Below are 16602 nucleotides of genomic sequence, written 5' to 3'. Positions count from 1 at the left end.
GGTGCCACCTTAGCCTTCGTCGGCGCTCGTTCCGCTCGGACCGCCGCCCCGCCGGCCCGCCCCGGGTCGGGCACGATCCCCACCCGGCACCCACTTGACGTCCCCGCCACCGACCGGCGGCCGATTCGCGACGCGCGCCAGGATGAATAGCAGGTCCGACAGCCGATTCAGGTAGCGGGCAGGAAGCACGCTGGTGGTATCCGGTTCGGCATCGACGGCCGCCCACGCAGAGCGTTCGGCCCGGCGGGCGACGGTGCGTGCGTGATGCAGCAGGGCGCTCAGTCGCGTGCCCCCGGGAAGAATGAAGGAATCCAGCGCGGGCAATCCCTCCCCGAATTCATCACACCAAGTCTCCAGTGCGTCGATGTAGCTCTGTTCGATCCGCAACGGCGGGTACTGCGGATTCTCGATCGCCGGGGTCGACAGGTCGGCTCCCGCATCGAAGAGGTCGTTCTGCACCGTCGCCAGCACGGTGGCGACCTCGGCGGGCACCTGGTCGGCCAATGCCAGCGCCATGCCGATGACCGCATTGGCCTCATCGCAATCGGCGTACGCTGCGACCCGCAGGTCGGTCTTGGAGACCCGCGAGAAATCGCTGAGGCCCGTAGTGCCGTCGTCGCCGGTACGTGTGTAGATGCGGGTGAGATGTACAGCCATGGTCTGAATCTAGTGCCCCGCGTCGCGTGGGTCGCTCACGCGGTACGGCGTCGCTGGGAGCGTTCATTCTGGCGCGATTCCAGCCAGGACTGGAATGCAGTAACCGCCCCGGGCGCCATCGCCAGTTCGTAGGCTCCACCGTGGGCGTCCGCGCCGGCGGCCAACTCCACGATCACCATGCCCTCCAAGATGTCGGACTCACTACCGAATGGCCGGCGCCGTCCGGTGATCTCGATCGATTGCCGCACCAGCGTGCGGGTGGGGCCGGGCCGCAGCGCGGTGAGCCGGAAATACCGCAATGCGTCGTCACTGTAATGAACGGTGCCGTGACGCCACCCCTCGTCGTCGGCGGCCGGGATCGGGCGCAACAGTACGGGCGTGCCCATTCGACGCAGCTGACTCAATCGGTACGCCAACAGGCCACACACGATCAAGGCGGCGACCAGTAGGACACCGAGCAAGATCGCTACCAACGACACCAGGCGAACCTCCGAAAACGACCGACGTGGGGCTGAGGCCAGAGCGCGGGCTGTCACGCACCGGCAACGAGTCGAGCGACTCGAGCGGTCTTTTCTACCTCCAGCATGCCAGACGGATCCGGAAAGACGACAACGGCCGGTCACCGCCAACTGGCGGTGACCGGCCGTTGAGCCGAGCTGTCTACTTGGCGGTGTGTTCGGCCGCGACCAACCGGGAATGCGCGCGGTTGTACTCGTCGGAGCCGGGGTCGGCAGCTTCCATGGCCGCGCGCTCGGCAGCGGCATCGATGCCGTCGGCCCACTGCGCCGACTCGGCGAGGATGGTCACCGCCTCGCCCGTGACCGACAGGAATCCACCCTGGACGGCGAGCGTGCGACGGTTGCCGCCCTCCTCGACGACCACCACGAAACCGCCGGCCACCAACTGGCCCAACAGCGGCTCGTGGTTCGCCATCACACCGAGCTCACCAGAAGTGGTCTGCGCGATCACGAAGGTCGCCTCACCCGAGTAGAGCCTGTCGTCAGCGGCGACGACCTCGACGTGAAAGGACTTCTCTGCCATGGTGGTTCGCTACTTTCCGCTGATCTTGGCGGCGGCTGCCTCCACGTCGTCGAGGCCACCGCAGCTGTTGAACGCCTGCTCGGGCAGGTGGTCGAACTCACCCTTGCAGACCCGATCGAATGCCTCGATGGTGTCGGCGAGCGGAACGACCGAGCCCTTCTGGCCGGTGAACTTCTCGGCGACGAGGAAGTTCTGGCCGAGGAACTTCTGGATACGGCGAGCACGCTGCACCGTGACCTTGTCCTCTTCGGAGAGCTCGTCCATACCGAGGATGGCGATGATGTCCTGCAGTTCCTTGTACTTCTGCAGGATGCGCTTGACCTCGTTGGCGACGCGGAAGTGCTCGTCACCGACGATCGAGGCCTCCAGGATGCGGGAGGTCGAGGTCAGCGGGTCCACGGCCGGGTAGATACCCAGCTGCGAGATCGGACGCGAGAGCTCGGTGGTTGCATCGAGGTGGGCGAAGGTGGTCGCCGGCGCCGGGTCGGTGTAGTCGTCGGCAGGAACGTAGATGGCCTGCAGCGAGGTGATCGAACGACCCTTGGTCGAGGTGATCCGCTCCTGCAATTCACCCATCTCGTCGGCCAGAGTCGGCTGGTAGCCCACCGCAGACGGCATACGGCCGAGCAGGGTGGAGACCTCCGAACCGGCCTGGGTGAACCGGAAGATGTTGTCGATGAACAGCAGCACGTCCTGGTGCTTCACATCGCGGAAGTATTCCGCCATGGTCAGCGCCGACAGCGCCACGCGCATACGAGTGCCCGGCGGCTCATCCATCTGCCCGAACACCAGTGCGGTGTCCTGCAGAACGCCCATCTCCTCCATCTCGAGGTGGAGGTCGGTGCCCTCACGGGTGCGCTCGCCGACACCGGCGAACACCGAGGTGCCGGAGAACTCACGTGCGATACGGGTGATCATCTCCTGGATGAGCACCGTCTTACCCACGCCCGCGCCGCCGAACAGGCCGATCTTGCCACCCTTGACGTACGGGGTCAGCAGGTCGATGACCTTGATGCCGGTCTCGAGGATCTCGGTCTTGCCCTCGAGCTCGTCGAATGCCGGGGGCTTGCGGTGGATGCTCCACTGCTCGCCGTCGCGGCCGAGGCCCGGGGTGTCGAGGCAATCGCCGAGCGCGTTGAAGACGTGACCCTTCACGACATCGCCGACCGGCACGACGATCGACTTGCCGGTGTCGCTGACCGCGGCCCCACGCACCAGACCGTCGGTCGGCTGCATGGAGATGGTGCGGACCAGGTTGTCACCGAGGTGCTGGGCAACCTCGAGGGTCAGCGTCTTGGCCACCGCTTCGAGCTTGATCTCGGCGTGCAGGGCGTTGAACAGATCTGGGATCGAGCCGCGCGGGAACTCGACGTCGACGACGGGGCCGATGATGCGGACGACCCGGCCGTCGGCCGATCCCGTCTCGGCCCCCGTGGGGGAGGTTACTGCTGCAGTCATTGTCGTTGGGTCACTTCCTCTTTGGGTCGATAGGTCAGTTGGCCAGAGCGCTGGAGCCGCCGACGATCTCGCTGATCTCCTGGGTGATCTGCGCCTGGCGGAGCTGGTTGGCCTCACGGGACAGCGACGTGGCCAGTTCCTCGGCGTTGTCGGTGGCCGCCTTCATGGCGGTGCGTCGCGCCGCCGACTCGGACGCCGCTGAATCCAGCAGCGCCGCATACACTCGCGTCGCCACATACTTGGGCAACAACGCGTCGAGCAGCGCCTCCGGAGCCGGCTCGAACGAATAGTTACGCGACGGCTTGTGGATCTCGGCGTCCTGATCCACCTCCGCCTCCGACACCACCAGCGGCGCCACCCGGCGCACCTCGGGTGCCTGCGTCAACATCGAGACGAACCGGGTGTACACCAGGTGCAGCTCGTCGACCCCCTCGAGGGAGCCCTCGCCGTCGGGCCGCTCTACCTGCTCGCCGGAGCCGGCCAGGAACAGGTCCACCAGGAAGCCGGTGGCGGTGGCCGCGTCGTTGTAGTCGGGCGACTGGGAGAATCCGGTCCACGAGTCGGCGATGTCGGTGCCGCGGAAGCTGAAGAAGCCGACGCCCTTCTGCCCCATCACGAACAGCACCGGCTCCTTGCCCTCGTCGCGGACCAGCGCCATCAGTTCACGGGCCGCACGCAGCACGTTCGCGTTGTATCCGCCGCACATGCCCCGGTCGCTCGTGACGACCAGGATGCCGGCGCGTTTGGGCTGCTCGCGCTCGACGAGCAATGGGTGGTCGAGCGACCCCGCATTGCTCGCGAGTTCCGAGAGCACCTCGGTCATCTCGTGTGCATACGGCTTGGCCGCCGCCACGCGCGCCTGCGCCTTGGTGATGCGCGAGGTCGCGATCAGCTCCTGGGCCTTGGTGATCTTCTTCGTCGAGTTCACCGACCGGATGCGCGAGCGCAGCTCACGAATGCTGGCCATGAGCTCTCACCCCTTCCTGCGGACGAATGTCGGACGACGCGATCACGACTTGCGGACCGTGATCTGCTCGTGTTCGACGTTCTCCGAGTCCATCGCCTTGGCCTCGGCCTCGTTCACGACCCGCTTGCCGTCGTGGGTGAGGTAGCTGTTCTTGAACTTGTTGGTCTCGTCGACCAGCGCCTCGGCCTGATCGTCGGAGAGAGCCTTGCCGCCTGCGATCGAGTCGTAGACGCCCTTGGCCTCATGGTGCAGGTGGCTGAGCAGCTGCGTCTCAAAGTTACGCACGTCGTCGACGGGCACCGAGTCGTAGTGGCCTTCACCGCAGAGGTAGATCGAGACGATCTCGTCCTCCACCGAGAAGGGGCTGTACTGGTCCTGCTTGAGCATCTCGACCCAGCGCGCACCGCGCTCGAGCTGCGCCTTCGATGCGTCGTCGAGGTCGGAGGCGAAGGCCGAGAAGGCTTCGAGCTCGCGGAACTGTGCCAGTTCCAGACGCAGCGAACCGGAGACCTTCTTCAGTCCCTTGGTCTGTGCGGCACCACCCACGCGCGACACCGACGTACCGACGTTGATTGCCGGGCGAACACCCTTGTTGAACAGGTCCGACTCCAAGAAGACCTGGCCGTCGGTGATCGAGATGACGTTGGTCGGGATGAACGCCGAGACGTCGTTGGCCTTGGTCTCGATGATCGGCAGACCGGTCATCGATCCGCCACCCATCTCGTCGGAGAGCTTCGCGCAACGCTCCAGCAGACGGGAGTGCAGGTAGAAGACGTCGCCCGGATAGGCCTCGCGGCCCGGCGGGCGGCGCAGCAACAGCGAGATGGCACGGTAGGCCTCGGCCTGCTTGGTCAGGTCGTCGAACACGATCAGGACATGCTTGCCCTGGAACATCCAGTGCTGCCCGATGGCCGAACCCGTGTACGGAGCGAGCCACTTGAAGCCCGCGGAGTCCGACGCCGGGGCGGCAACGATGGTGGTGTACTCCATGGCGCCGGCCTCTTCCAGCGCGGTCTTGACGCCGGCGATGGTCGAACCCTTCTGGCCGATCGCGACGTAGATGCAGCGCACCTGCTTGTCGGGGTCGCCGGAGTCCCAGTTGGCCTTCTGGTTGAGGATCGCGTCGATGCAGACCGCGGTCTTACCGGTCTTGCGGTCGCCGATGACCAGCTGACGCTGCCCGCGGCCGATGGCGGTCATGGCGTCGATGGCCTTGATGCCAGTGGCCAGGGACTCCTCGACGGGCTGGCGCTCGAGCACAGAGGCCGCCTGGAGTTCGAGCACGCGCTGCTCGTCGGCCTCGATGTCACCGAGGCCGTCGATCGGGGCGCCGAGCGGGTCGACGACGCGCCCGAGGAACTTGTCGCCGACGGGCACCGAGAGCACCTCGCCGGTACGGCTGACCTGCTGGCCTTCTTCGAGTGACTCGTAGTCACCGAGGATGACCGCACCGATCTCGTCCTCGTCGAGGTTCAGGGCCACGCCGAGCACGCCACCCTCGAACTGCAACAGCTCGTTGGCCATCGCGCCGGGCAGGCCGCTCACGTGAGCGATGCCGTCCGAGGTGTCGGTGACGATGCCCACCTCGTCACGGGAGGCATCGGCTTCGAACGACGAGACATACTGCTCGATCGCTCCCTTGATTTCGTCTGGTGAGATCGTCAACTCCGCCATGGGTTTTCGTCTTTCTTGCTCAGTCCGGCTGGTGGTTTGTCAGTTGCTGGGTTGGGTTCGGTGCAGGTCAGCGCGGCAGGCTCTCGGCCGCCTTCGCCAACCGGGTCGCGACATCGGCGTCGATCACCTCATCGCCGACACCGATCCGCAGGCCGCCGATGATCTCCGGATCTATCTCGGTCTGCACCGAGATGGTCCGCCGGTAGATCTTGCCGAGCACGGTCGACAGACGCGCGGTCTGTGCGTCCGACAGCCGGGTCGCGGACACCACGTGCGCCACCGATTCGCCGCGACGGGCCGCGGCCAGTTCGGCCAGGTGATCGACGGCAACCTCGGAGGGCTGACCGTGCAGCAGCACGATCAGATGCGACAGCAGATACCAGGTGTGCGACCCGACCTTCTCGCCCACCAGCGAACGCAGCAGTTCGACCCGACGCGCACCGTCATGGGTGTGATCGGACAACAACGACGCCAACTGTGGGTTCTGGTCGAGCAGCCGTCCGACGGCGAACAGTTCGGTCTCGACCTGCTCGATCGATCCGTCACGCTCCGCCGCGGTCAGGACGACCAGTGCGTTCTGTCGGCGCAAGGCCGCGGTGAGGTCTGCCGCGGTCGACCACCGCTGTTTGACGGCGGCGACCAGGATGTCCACGACGATCTGCGACACCTTGCCGCCGAACAGGTTCTGCACAAGGGCGACCTGCCCGTCGACGTTGTCCTCGTCCTCGGTGAGCCGCTTGCGCAGCACCGGGTTGCCGTCGATGACCCGGATCACCTCGGTCAGCTCGGTGGCCGCCGTCGTGAGCGCCGCGGAGTCGAGTGACTGCGAAGCCGAGTCGAACTCGGCGGCCACGGCGAGCGCAGCGTCACGGCTCGACGCCCGCATCGAATGCAACCCGATCAGATCCGCGGTGTGCGGGACCTGCGTGGACGGTCCGCCGGCCGCCATCGCCTCGAGCTCGTCGATGACCCGATCGATGCTGTCGGACTGGGCACCCGGGTCGGCGAGATGATCTCGAACCAACTTGCCGGCCCCGTCCACGGCGGTCAGGCCGAGGTCGCTGCGCAGCTCGCGGATCAGGTTCGACCGGTTGAGAGCCACCTGGGCCTTACCGTGTTCACTGATCCGCTTGACCTCGGAGTCGACCTGCGCGGAGAAGTCCTCGGCGATGCCCTTGGCATCGGTGAGCGCGTTCTCGTGCATCTCCTTGGCCTCGGCCTTCGCCTCGGCGAGGGCACGTTCGTGTGCGGCCTGGGCGTCGGCCACGCGCTCCTCGGCAGCTGCGCTGTCGACGACCTGCTGGTTGATCGCCTCCTTCTGCGCCTCCACCATTCGCGACAGCGGCGGCCGCACGTACTTCCAGAACAGGAAGCCGATGAGCGCGAAACCGATCAGGTTTCCAATGACGATGTCCACTTACTTCACCGTTCCTGTCGACTCGGGTGCCGCGGCAGCGGACGGCGCCACCTCGGTGCCCAGCACGCGGCTGGCGAGTACCGCCGAAAGACGGTCGACCTCAGCGCGTGCCGTCGCGGCCGCGTCGTCGCCGTCCGCCTTCAATTGCGCGACGCTGTCGGCCAGCACCGAATCCGCTTCCGCGGTGGCACGTTTCTTGGCCTCCGACAACTGCTCGTTGCCGTCGGCACGGGCCTTGTCCCGAATACCGGTGGCATCGCCCCGGGCGTCCTTGAGCGCTGCCCGGTATTCGGTCTCGGCGTCTGAGTAGCTCGCCGCAGCCGCCCGGTTGTCCTCAACGGTCTTGGCGACCCTGGCATCACGTTCGTCGAGCACCTTGAGGATCGGCGGCACGACCATCGTCCGGATGATGAGGAAGACGATGACGAAGATCAGCAGACACACGAAGAATGTGCCATTGGGGATGAGGAAGTTCTCTGCGGCGAGATTCATGGTGCGGATATTTCCCTTTGATCCTTGGAGGATCTGGTCGTCAGACCGAGATCAGGACTGGCCGGAGATCGGCGTTGCGAAGACGAACAGAGCCATGAAGGCCAGGTTGATGAAGTATGCGGCCTCGACCAGACCCACGGTGATGAAGAACGGGGTGAACAGACGTCCCTGGGCCTCCGGCTGACGGGCGATACCGGCGATCAGCTGCGAGCCGGCGATGCCGTCACCGATACCGGCACCGATCGCGCCGCCACCCATGATGATGCCGCCGCCGATCAACGCGCCCATACCGATCAGATTGGGATCCATTGAGAACTTTCCTTTCGGGTGAAACTGACACTTCAGTGCCAGGTCTTTGCTCCGGTCGGCGTTCGCCGTCCGGGTCGTACTAGTGGTGGTCTTCGTCCAGTTCCATCGCCTGGCTGAAGTACAGAACGGTCAGCAGCGCGAAGATGAAGGCCTGGATCAGTCCGACGAACAGGTCGAAGGACTTCCACAGTGCGTTCGGCGCCCACATGACGTAGACCGGCATCAGCGCGATCAGGCCGAGCATGATGGTGCCCGCGAACAGGTTGCCGAAAAGTCGGAGGGACAGCGAGACCGGCTTGGCGATCTCCTCGATGATGTTCACCGGCGCGATACCGACGGCGTGACCCTTGATCAGCTTGACCGGGTGGCCGATGATGCCGCGGCGCTTGACACCTGCGGCGTGGTACCAGACGAAGACGAAGATGGCGAGCGCGTACGCGAAGTTGGCATCGCTGGCCGGCGGCTTGAGCCATTCGCTGGTGGACCCGGTGCTGGTGCCGTATTGCGAGGGCACGATCGCCAGCCAGTTGGCCACCAGAATGTAGGTGAACAGGGTGACCGCCAGCGGCAGCACGAAGCCCGCGATCTTCATCCCGATCGCACCTTCGATCTGGTTGCGCATCTGGACGGTGATGACCTCGAAGTACAGCTGAACCGAGTTCGGCTTCTTGGAGGTCATCCGATTTCGGACGAAGAACGCCATCGCGACCACGATGACCGCGGCGACGCTGCTACCGATCACCGTGTCGAGGTTGACGGTCATCCCCAGCCACTCGACGTGGATGTGGTGTCCCACCTCGATCGCGGCTTCGTCCTCGGCTTCTTGCGCGGTCTCGGCCAGGAAGAACAATGAGGTCATAGCTGCTTACGCAGTCCTTTCATCACCGGAATCACCGTGTTGAGCACCAGAACGACCTGGCCGATGGCGAGTCCGAACATCGCGCCCAGCCCATCGGGCCGGACCAGGAAAGCCGCCACCAGTGCGAGGACGGTGATTGCCCCGAGGCGAACGGCTGAGTTGACGGCAAGAGCTTGCTTGCGAGGGTGTTCTTGCGCGGCCACGACCTCGACCGCTCGTCGGACCAGGATCGCGTTCACGAAGATCGCGACCGTTCCGGCGACGAAGAAGACCGCGAACCATACGTGCCCGACGGCGATGCTGACGCCGATGACGATGGCGACGACGACCGCGGCGATGATCGCCGGACGACGCAAACCGGTCGGCGCGGCAGGGTAATACGACGTCGAGTCAGGGGCTGCTGTGCTCATTCGCCTCTCCTCAACTCCTCCCCGCCCGTGGGCACGGGTCAACGCGCGTGCGATCGGCGACCCTCGTCACCGGACGTAAGCTCACGGTTTTCTGTGACACTACCAACACCGGCGCCCGTGCTCACCGGGGGGTATGCACGGTCCGGAGCAGGGGCCGGCCGATGCGGGCGGCGAACACGCCGGCTCGTCGGCCGGAAGTGGCGCGCCGCGTCGGCAACCACCTACTACAGGCGATAGTACATGCTTTTTACCAAAGCCTTACCTAGGGGTACTTCCGATCACGCGAGCGGTCAGATTCGCGGCGTGACGGAACCGTCGGCCCCGGCACGATCGGCACGACCGCGCGTCCGGATCTCGGCATACCGACGATGCAGCCGCGGCGCCATGGTCGCCAGCAACGCGACGATCAATCCTGCGCCGAACATCGGCGCGACAACCGATATCGGGAACAGCGTACTGGCTGCGGCGGAAAACGCCAGCACACCGACCCAGAGGTAGATGATCAGCGCAACCCGGCGCTGCGAATGTCCTAGTTCGAGCAGTCGATGGTGCAGATGCATCTTGTCGGGTGTGTAGAAGCCCACCCCGGCACGCGTGCGGCGTACCACCGCCATCAGCATGTCGAGCATCGGTACGAACACGACGGCTGCGACCAGGATCAACGGCGAGAGCAGAGTGAACACGTCGGCCGGTCCGTAGGCGTTCATCGCGATGCGGCCCGACGCGCTGGTCGACGCCGCCGCGAGCATCAACCCGATGAGCATCGCCCCTGAATCGCCCATGAAGATTCTGGCCGGCGAGAAGTTGTGCGGCAGGAAACCCAGGCAGGCACCGGCCAGAACCGTCGAGATCAGTGCGGGCGGGTAATAGCTGACATCTCCGCCCTGATCGTTGAGCAGCCCCAAGGAGAACATGGCGATGGCCGACGCGGCGATGAGTCCGAGGCCGGCGGCCAAGCCGTCCAGACCGTCGATGAAGTTGACCGCGTTGATGGTCGCGACCGTGATGGCGACGGTGAGCAGGCCGGCCTGCAACGGGTCGAGGACCACGGTGCCGATGTCGGCGAACGGGACGTAGAGCAGATACCAGCTGACGCCCATGATGACGAGTACGCCGGCCGCGGTGAGCTGGCCCGCGAATTTCGTCAGAGCGTCCAGTCCCCACCGGTCGTCTATGACACCGACCACCACGATCACCGTGCCGGAGACGATCACCGCGCTCATGTCGCTGGTGTAGGCGAAGCCACGCGTCAGCGCGGGAAGATTGGCGGCCAACGCGATGGCCGCCACGACACCGGCGAACATCCCGAGTCCACCCAGCCGCGGCGTGGGAATGACGTGGACATCGCGGACCCGCGGCACCGCGACGGCGCCCACGCGGATCGCGAACACCCGCACCAGCGAGGTCAACAGGTAGGTGACCGCAGCTGCCGTCAACGCGACGAGCGCCAGCTCGCGCAACGGCACACCGGCACCGCCGGTGTCGACCACCGACGAAGCCATCACCTGGACGCCGACCCCCGGGGCGCCCGGCGACAGTCCGGGGAGGCCGGCGACGGTATCGAACACCGTCTTCACGCTACCCGCCGAGCCGAAGCTGGATTTCGTGGCGGATGTCGGCGTGTTGGGTGGCCCCGACGTCCACCGCCAGTGCGCGCATCATCCAGTCGGCCACGTCGCCCATCGCGTCGGGTCCGAGGCCCGCGAGTACGGCGCACGGCGTCCCGAACCTGATCGCGGACCCCTCGGTCACGGGCCTGCTGTCGAATGGCAGGACCGCCCGGTCCACCACGATCCCGGCCGAGGCCAGTCTGTGTTGGGCCTCGATGCCAGTGAGTCCCCGTTCCGACACGTCGACAACGGCGAGGTGCAGGTCCGTGCCGCCGCTGACGACGCGCAGTCCCGCGGCGGTCAGTGCCTCGCCGAGTCGCTGCGCGGAGGTCACCGTCGCCGCGGCGTACTGCGCGAAGCCCTCGCCGCCCGACTCGCGCAGACACACCGCCTTCGCGGCGATCGAGTTCATCGAGGGACCTCCCTGCACGAACGGATGCACCGCCTTCTGCAGGACCGCACGGTGCTCGTCCCGGGCGAGGATCATGCCGCCCCGGGGACCCTGCAGCACCTTGTGCGTCGACAGGGTCACGACGTCGGCGTGTGGTAGCGGAGAATCCACGACCCCGCCGGCGACCAGACCCGCCAGATGCGCGGCGTCCACCCACAGGATCGCCTCGGCCTCGTCGGCGATGGTGCGCAGCAGGGCAAAATCGAACGACCGCGAGTGCGAGGAAGCGCCGGCGACGATGATCCGCGGCCGGTGCAGCAGCGCGAGGTCACGCAATTCGGTGTAGTCGATCCGTTCGTCGGAGCGCCGCACGCCGTAGTGGATCGGCGCAAACCAGCGACCGGAGAAGTTGGCCCGGGACCCGTGCGTCTGATGACCACCGTGGCGCAACCCGAGTGCCAGAATCGGATCGCCCGGCTGCGCGAAGGCGGCGTACACCGACAGTCCGGCAATACTCCCCGACAGCGGCTGGACGTTGACGTAGTCGGCTCCGAACAGTGCTGCTGCGCGTTCGATGGCAAGGTTCTCCACCTCATCGGCGACCGAACACCCGCCGTGATACCGCGCACCCGGGTACCCCTCGGCATACTTGGCGCCGAGGTCGGAGGTGAGCGCCGCGCGCACCGCGGGACTCGCCGGCGTCTCCCCGGCGAGCAGCTGCAGCGTCGAATCGCGACGCCGGGTCTCACGTTCCAGCAGATCCGCGACCTGCGGATCGGAGAGCGAACCCGCCATGGATCAGTGCGCGGTCAGCACATCGGCGTCGAGGTCGAGCACCTCGGCGATGGCCTGTGTGGGCACTGCACCCTCCCGCAGAATCCGCGGGGTGGCGCCGGAAAGGTCGACGATGGTCGATGCCTGCGCCGCGGCCGCCGGCCCGCCGTCGAGGTAGATCGATACGGCCTCGCCGAGTTGCTCGCGCGCCTCGTCGGCCGTGGTGGCCGGTGAACGCCCGGAGACGTTGGCACTCGACACGGCCATCGGGCCGACCTCGCGGAGCAGGTCGATCGCCACCGGATGCAGCGGCATCCGGAGCATCACCGTGCCGTCGGTGTCGCCGAGGTCCCAGGCCAGCGACGGCGCCTGCGCCACCACCAGACTCAGGCCACCCGGCCAGAATGCCTCCACGAGGTCACGCGCGGCGGTCGACACCGACAGCACCAGGCCGTCGATCGTGTGCCACGATCCGACCAGAACCGGGACCGGCATGTCGCGCCCACGCCCCTTGGCAGCCAGCAGCGACGCGACCGCGTCGGAGTCGAATGCATCGCAACCGATCCCGTAGAGGGTGTCGGTCGGCAGCACCACCAGCCGACCGGCTTTCGCCGCGCCGACGGCCGCACGGATGCCCGCCGCCCTGGTGTCCGGTTCACCGCAATCGAATACCGTGCTCACCCGGCCATCTTCCCACGGGCCTGCGGGGTGCGACCGTCGGCCCGCCGTCCCGTGGCGAAGCGCAGACGACCGGCGAGGTCGGCATGTGCGCGCACATCGACGAACTGCCCGGTCGACTCCAGCGCGGTCAGCACCGACACCGATGTGGTGTCGTCATGCTCGATCCCGACATATCCGCCGGGTCGCAGCAGATCGGCAACGATCGGCACCATCGGATCGATCACCGTCATGCCGTCGGGTCCGGCGAAGACCGCCTCGGGTGGATCGTGGGCCACCTCCGGCGCGATCGTGTGACCGTCCGGGACATAGGGCGGATTGGCCACCACGACGTCGACGCCGGCCGGGCCGATGAGCTCGCCCATCTGTTCGGCATCTGTGACATCGGCGCAGCACACCGAGATCCGCGCGGCGACGTCGGCGGCGGCCGCATCGACGTTGCGCCGCAACCAGTGCAGCGCGCGTGGCGAATACTCGACGGCGGTCACCCGCACACTCGGCACCAGCGTCGCCACCGCTATCGCCAGCGCACCGCTACCGCTGCACAGGTCCACCAGTTGCGTCCCGGCGGTGTCCGCCAGCGCGCGGGCCGCCCAATCGGCCAGGAACTCGGTTTCTGGCCGCGGAGTGAAGACGCCCGGCCCCACGGAGAGATCGACAGGCCCGAATGCTGCAGTACCAGTGATGTGCTGCAACGGGATTCGCTCCGCGCGCTGCGCAACGGCGTGGTGGAATCGGGTCCGGGCGTTGTCGGACACGGCATCGACGAGCAGCAGGCGCCCGCGGTCACACCCCAGGGCATCGCACAGCAACCACTCGGCGTCGGCGCGGGGGCTGTCCACCCCGGCTTCGGCCAGACGCTGTGCCGCCCATCGGAGTTCGGCCGCCACCGGGCGAGCGCCGACCGACCCACCATCCGGTTGACTCATCGACTCACTCGGCTTCGAGCCGCGCCTGACGGTCGGCGGCGATCAGCGCATCGAGCAACGCATCCATGTCGCCTCCGAGTACCGCATCGAGATTGTTGGCCTTGTAACCGATCCGGTGATCGGAGATGCGGTTCTCCGGAAAGTTGTAGGTGCGGATGCGCTCGGAACGGTCCACCGTCCGGATCTGCGCGGCGCGGCCCTCGGCAGCGGCGGCCTCGGCCTCCTCTTCGGCGGCGAGCTGCAGCCGAGCGGCGAGCACCTGCATCGCACGCGCCTTGTTCTGCAGCTGGGACCGCTCGTTCTGACAGGTCACCACGATGCCGGTCGGCAGATGGGTGAGCCGGACCGCGGAGTCGGTGGTGTTGACTCCCTGGCCGCCTTTACCAGAAGACCGGTAGACGTCGACGCGCAGATCGTTCTCGTCGATCTGGATCTGTTCGACCTCCTCGGGCTCAGGGTAGATGAGCACACCTGCGGCCGAGGTGTGGATTCGTCCCTGGGACTCGGTGACCGGGACCCGCTGGACGCGGTGCACGCCACCCTCGAACTTCAGACGAGACCAGACTCCGTCGCGCAGCTGCACTTTGGCCTTGATGGAGATGGTCGCCTCTTTGTAACCACCCAGATCACTCTCGGTGACCCCGAGAACCTGCACCTTGTAGCCCCGTCGCTCGCAGTACTTGAGATACATCCGTGCCAGGTCGGAGGCGAACAGCGCCGACTCCTCACCACCTGCGCCCGACTTGATCTCGAGCACCACGTCGTCCCCGTCATGCGGGTCGCGGGGGGCGAGCAGGTCGGTGAGCGTGGCGTCCAGCTCGGCGACGCTCGCCTCCAGCGCCGGCAGCTCCTCGGCGAAGGAGGCGTCGTCGGCGGCGAGTTCCCGCGCGGCGGTGAGGTCGTCGCGGGCCGCCTCGAGCCGACGATAGGTCGCCATGATCGGCGCGAGCTCGGCGAACCGTTTCCCGACCCGGCGGGCAGCGGTGGGATCGTCATGCAATGACGGGTCGGCGAGTTGCGCCTCCAGGCCCGCATGTTCGGCGAGGATGTCGTCGATCGCCGACGGACTCTGCGTGGTCACGGGACCTCACTTCTCCCTGAGATCGAATCTGAATCGAGAAACGGCGACATCGATCGCCGAAATGACAACGACGCCCACCCGGCGTGCATCGCACGCGCGCGGTGGGCGTCGTCGGTACAGCTACTTGGCGTCGGCGTTCTTGGTCCGCTTGCCGTAGCGCTTCTCGAAGCGGGCAACACGGCCGCCGGTGTCGAGGATCTTCTGCTTACCGGTGTAGAACGGGTGGCACTGCGAGCAGACCTCGACGTTGATACGTCCGTTGTCCGCGGTGCTGCGGGTCTCGAAGGTGTTGCCGCAACCGCAGACGACTGTGGTCGTCGCGTACTCGGGATGGATTCCCTGCTTCATCTGGTTGTCCCTTTCTGTGGTCGCCGGGTCACCGTCGGGGATCGACGGTGTGAACCGGAACCGGACTCGACCGCTCAGTATGCCACGCGGATCCCGCAGCGAAGAAATCCGTTCCGGACCCAACACCACTGCCGATCCACGCGGTCATCGCGCGATCCTTCGGCACCAACGCGACCCCCTCCGCGTTCATTCCCGCACGCCATATGAACTACCGTGCTTAGGCATACCTAACTCACGATGCCTTCCGGGCATCGCACACCGCCCGCGACAAACGGGCCGACCCGCGAGGATCCCATGCCGCTCGACAGTTCTTCTCCCCCGGTGCTGCGCGAATCGAGCTCCCGCCACGTACCGACGCGTGTGAGGTCGAAGTGGTCGAGGAAGAACCCCTATCGGGCGACGGTGGTGGCGAACACCGTGCTGTCCGGTCCGGGTTCGGACAAGGAGGTTCGCCACATCGTGCTCTCGCTCGGTGACAGCGGGATCGAGTATCAGCCCGGTGATGGCATCAACGTCTGGCCGGTGAACGATCCGGACGTGGTCGCCCGGATCATCGATCGGTTGGGCGTCGCACCCGACACCCCCGTCGCCGATCGCCGCACCACCCGAGCGCTCTGCGAAGCGCTGACCCATGGATACGAGGTCTGCACCGCGCCGGAAGATCTGCTGCGACTGATCGCGTGCCGGACCGGCAACCCCGAGCTGAACAGCCTTGTCGCCGACGACGTCGTCGCCCGGGATGCCCGCGATACCTGGCTGGCCGGCAAAGACGTCCTCGATCTGCTCGAGGTCGACCGCTCGGTGGTCATCGCCCCCGAGGAACTGATCGCCCAATTGCGTCCACTCGTGCACCGGCAGTACTCGATCTCGTCGAGTCCGCTGGTACATGGCTCGACCGTCCACCTGACGATGGCCACTGTGCGTCATGACGGAGCCGACCGACGCCGCGGCGGCACATGCTCGACCTTCGTCGCCGACCGCCGACCGGCGGGCACCGAGGTCGACGTGTTCGTTACGGCCAACCGCGCCTTCCGTCTGCCACCCGATGACATCAAGGCCATCATGATCGGCCCGGGCACCGGTATCGCGCCGTTCCGCGCATTCCTGCACGAACGTGCGGCCCGCAGGGCCAGCGGCGGCAACTGGCTGTTCTTCGGCGACAGACACCGCGAACACGATCACATCTACGCCGACGAGATCGAGGGCTTCGTCGCCGACGGCCTGCTGAGCCGTGTCGACCTGGCTTTCTCCCGTGATCAGGAGCACAAGATCTACGTTCAGGACCGGATGCGGGAACAGGGCGCGGCGCTCTATGCGTGGCTGTCGGAAGGGGCGCACATATACGTCTGTGGAGACGCGACCCGGATGGCCCGCGATGTCGATACCGCGTTGCTCGACATCATCGCCGAGCACGGCGGGCTGTCGACGACCGCAGCCCACGAGGTCGTGGACGAACTGCGGCGCACCAAGCGCTACGTGCGCGACGTCTACTGACGGGCTAGACGAC

The 16602-nt window shown here is 66.5% G+C and carries 18 protein-coding genes; 1 reads left to right on the top strand and 17 read right to left on the bottom strand.

The window, feature by feature from the left end:
- Positions 1-9: 9 nt before the first annotated feature.
- From ACIGKQ_RS13065 to rpmE, 17 genes are all read right to left on the bottom strand, one after another.
- Positions 10-657 carry a cob(I)yrinic acid a,c-diamide adenosyltransferase gene (locus ACIGKQ_RS13065; RefSeq protein WP_396573960.1) on the bottom strand — a complete coding sequence of 216 codons (648 nt, stop codon included), beginning with the start codon at positions 655-657 and terminating at the stop codon, positions 10-12.
- Between the two features lie 35 nt (positions 658-692).
- On the bottom strand, positions 693-1136 hold the full coding sequence (locus ACIGKQ_RS13060; RefSeq protein ID WP_235723775.1) for a DUF2550 domain-containing protein: 444 nt from the start codon (positions 1134-1136) through the stop codon (positions 693-695).
- A 181-nt stretch (positions 1137-1317) separates the two neighbouring features.
- Positions 1318-1698, bottom strand: coding sequence for a F0F1 ATP synthase subunit epsilon (locus ACIGKQ_RS13055; RefSeq protein WP_235723776.1), 381 nt, complete (start codon positions 1696-1698; stop codon positions 1318-1320).
- Positions 1699-1707: 9 nt separating this feature from the next.
- The gene (atpD, locus tag ACIGKQ_RS13050; RefSeq protein WP_235723777.1) at positions 1708-3156 is read right to left on the bottom strand and encodes a F0F1 ATP synthase subunit beta; all 1449 of its coding nucleotides are present in this window, start codon (positions 3154-3156) and stop codon (positions 1708-1710) included.
- A 34-nt stretch (positions 3157-3190) separates the two neighbouring features.
- Positions 3191-4123 (bottom strand): F0F1 ATP synthase subunit gamma, encoded by a 933-nt coding sequence (locus ACIGKQ_RS13045; RefSeq protein ID WP_235723778.1) that lies wholly within the window; start codon positions 4121-4123, stop codon positions 3191-3193.
- Positions 4124-4165: 42 nt separating this feature from the next.
- Positions 4166-5797 carry a F0F1 ATP synthase subunit alpha gene (gene atpA, locus ACIGKQ_RS13040; protein WP_235723779.1) on the bottom strand — a complete coding sequence of 544 codons (1632 nt, stop codon included), beginning with the start codon at positions 5795-5797 and terminating at the stop codon, positions 4166-4168.
- A gap of 67 nt (positions 5798-5864) precedes the next feature.
- Entirely contained in the window at positions 5865-7214 is a 1350-nt protein-coding gene (locus ACIGKQ_RS13035) for a F0F1 ATP synthase subunit B/delta (protein WP_235723780.1), read from the bottom strand.
- A complete protein-coding gene (locus ACIGKQ_RS13030; protein WP_235723781.1) occupies positions 7215-7706 on the bottom strand; it encodes a F0F1 ATP synthase subunit B in 492 nt (163 codons plus the stop codon).
- Positions 7707-7757: 51 nt separating this feature from the next.
- The gene (locus ACIGKQ_RS13025) at positions 7758-8015 is read right to left on the bottom strand and encodes a F0F1 ATP synthase subunit C (RefSeq protein ID WP_266062098.1); all 258 of its coding nucleotides are present in this window, start codon (positions 8013-8015) and stop codon (positions 7758-7760) included.
- Between the two features lie 79 nt (positions 8016-8094).
- Positions 8095-8874 (bottom strand): F0F1 ATP synthase subunit A, encoded by a 780-nt coding sequence (gene atpB / locus ACIGKQ_RS13020; RefSeq protein ID WP_396573957.1) that lies wholly within the window; start codon positions 8872-8874, stop codon positions 8095-8097.
- Positions 8871-9284, bottom strand: a complete 414-nt coding sequence (locus ACIGKQ_RS13015; protein ID WP_396573955.1) for a hypothetical protein — start codon at positions 9282-9284, stop codon at positions 8871-8873. Before ACIGKQ_RS13015 ends, atpB begins: the two co-directional genes overlap by 4 nt.
- A 290-nt stretch (positions 9285-9574) precedes the next feature.
- Positions 9575-10786, bottom strand: coding sequence for an MraY family glycosyltransferase (locus tag ACIGKQ_RS13010; protein ID WP_396573979.1), 1212 nt, complete (start codon positions 10784-10786; stop codon positions 9575-9577).
- Between the two features lie 76 nt (positions 10787-10862).
- On the bottom strand, positions 10863-12080 hold the full coding sequence (glyA, locus tag ACIGKQ_RS13005) for a serine hydroxymethyltransferase (protein ID WP_396573953.1): 1218 nt from the start codon (positions 12078-12080) through the stop codon (positions 10863-10865).
- A gap of 3 nt (positions 12081-12083) precedes the next feature.
- The gene (locus ACIGKQ_RS13000) at positions 12084-12740 is read right to left on the bottom strand and encodes an L-threonylcarbamoyladenylate synthase (RefSeq protein ID WP_235723785.1); all 657 of its coding nucleotides are present in this window, start codon (positions 12738-12740) and stop codon (positions 12084-12086) included.
- Positions 12737-13666, bottom strand: a complete 930-nt coding sequence (gene prmC, locus ACIGKQ_RS12995) for a peptide chain release factor N(5)-glutamine methyltransferase (protein ID WP_396573950.1) — start codon at positions 13664-13666, stop codon at positions 12737-12739. Before prmC ends, ACIGKQ_RS13000 begins: the two co-directional genes overlap by 4 nt.
- 4 nt (positions 13667-13670) lie before the next feature.
- Positions 13671-14747 carry a peptide chain release factor 1 gene (gene prfA / locus ACIGKQ_RS12990; protein WP_396573948.1) on the bottom strand — a complete coding sequence of 359 codons (1077 nt, stop codon included), beginning with the start codon at positions 14745-14747 and terminating at the stop codon, positions 13671-13673.
- A 120-nt stretch (positions 14748-14867) separates the two neighbouring features.
- Positions 14868-15095 carry a 50S ribosomal protein L31 gene (rpmE, locus tag ACIGKQ_RS12985; RefSeq protein ID WP_007624933.1) on the bottom strand — a complete coding sequence of 76 codons (228 nt, stop codon included), beginning with the start codon at positions 15093-15095 and terminating at the stop codon, positions 14868-14870.
- A 237-nt stretch (positions 15096-15332) separates the two neighbouring features.
- On the opposite strand from rpmE, the gene ACIGKQ_RS12980 reads away from it, so the two are divergent.
- On the top strand, positions 15333-16589 hold the full coding sequence (locus tag ACIGKQ_RS12980; protein WP_396573945.1) for a sulfite reductase flavoprotein subunit alpha: 1257 nt from the start codon (positions 15333-15335) through the stop codon (positions 16587-16589).
- Positions 16590-16602 lie beyond the last annotated feature (13 nt).

The organism is Gordonia sp. NPDC062954, assembly GCF_044543825.1.
In the GTDB taxonomy this organism is placed as follows: domain Bacteria; phylum Actinomycetota; class Actinomycetes; order Mycobacteriales; family Mycobacteriaceae; genus Gordonia; species Gordonia tangerina.
The sequence above is the reverse complement of the archived record's forward strand: the minus strand, read 5'-3'. Positions and strand labels throughout refer to the sequence as shown.

What these genes read in the sequence shown, in the direction of transcription:
- ACIGKQ_RS13065 (WP_396573960.1), bottom strand. Translation starts at nt 657, where the DNA reads ATGGCTGTACATCTCACCCGCATCTACACACGTACCGGCGACGACGGC.
- ACIGKQ_RS13055 (WP_235723776.1), bottom strand. Translation starts at nt 1,698, where the DNA reads ATGGCAGAGAAGTCCTTTCACGTCGAGGTCGTCGCCGCTGACGACAGG.
- atpD (WP_235723777.1), bottom strand. Translation starts at nt 3,156, where the DNA reads ATGACTGCAGCAGTAACCTCCCCCACGGGGGCCGAGACGGGATCGGCC.
- ACIGKQ_RS13045 (WP_235723778.1), bottom strand. Translation starts at nt 4,123, where the DNA reads ATGGCCAGCATTCGTGAGCTGCGCTCGCGCATCCGGTCGGTGAACTCG.
- atpA (WP_235723779.1), bottom strand. Translation starts at nt 5,797, where the DNA reads ATGGCGGAGTTGACGATCTCACCAGACGAAATCAAGGGAGCGATCGAG.
- ACIGKQ_RS13030 (WP_235723781.1), bottom strand. Translation starts at nt 7,706, where the DNA reads ATGAATCTCGCCGCAGAGAACTTCCTCATCCCCAATGGCACATTCTTC.
- ACIGKQ_RS13025 (WP_266062098.1), bottom strand. Translation starts at nt 8,015, where the DNA reads ATGGATCCCAATCTGATCGGTATGGGCGCGTTGATCGGCGGCGGCATC.
- atpB (WP_396573957.1), bottom strand. Translation starts at nt 8,874, where the DNA reads ATGACCTCATTGTTCTTCCTGGCCGAGACCGCGCAAGAAGCCGAGGAC.
- ACIGKQ_RS13015 (WP_396573955.1), bottom strand. Translation starts at nt 9,284, where the DNA reads ATGAGCACAGCAGCCCCTGACTCGACGTCGTATTACCCTGCCGCGCCG.
- ACIGKQ_RS13010 (WP_396573979.1), bottom strand. Translation starts at nt 10,786, where the DNA reads ATGGCTTCGTCGGTGGTCGACACCGGCGGTGCCGGTGTGCCGTTGCGC.
- glyA (WP_396573953.1), bottom strand. Translation starts at nt 12,080, where the DNA reads ATGGCGGGTTCGCTCTCCGATCCGCAGGTCGCGGATCTGCTGGAACGT.
- prmC (WP_396573950.1), bottom strand. Translation starts at nt 13,666, where the DNA reads ATGAGTCAACCGGATGGTGGGTCGGTCGGCGCTCGCCCGGTGGCGGCC.
- rpmE (WP_007624933.1), bottom strand. Translation starts at nt 15,095, where the DNA reads ATGAAGCAGGGAATCCATCCCGAGTACGCGACGACCACAGTCGTCTGC.
- ACIGKQ_RS12980 (WP_396573945.1), top strand. Translation starts at nt 15,333, where the DNA reads ATGCCTTCCGGGCATCGCACACCGCCCGCGACAAACGGGCCGACCCGC.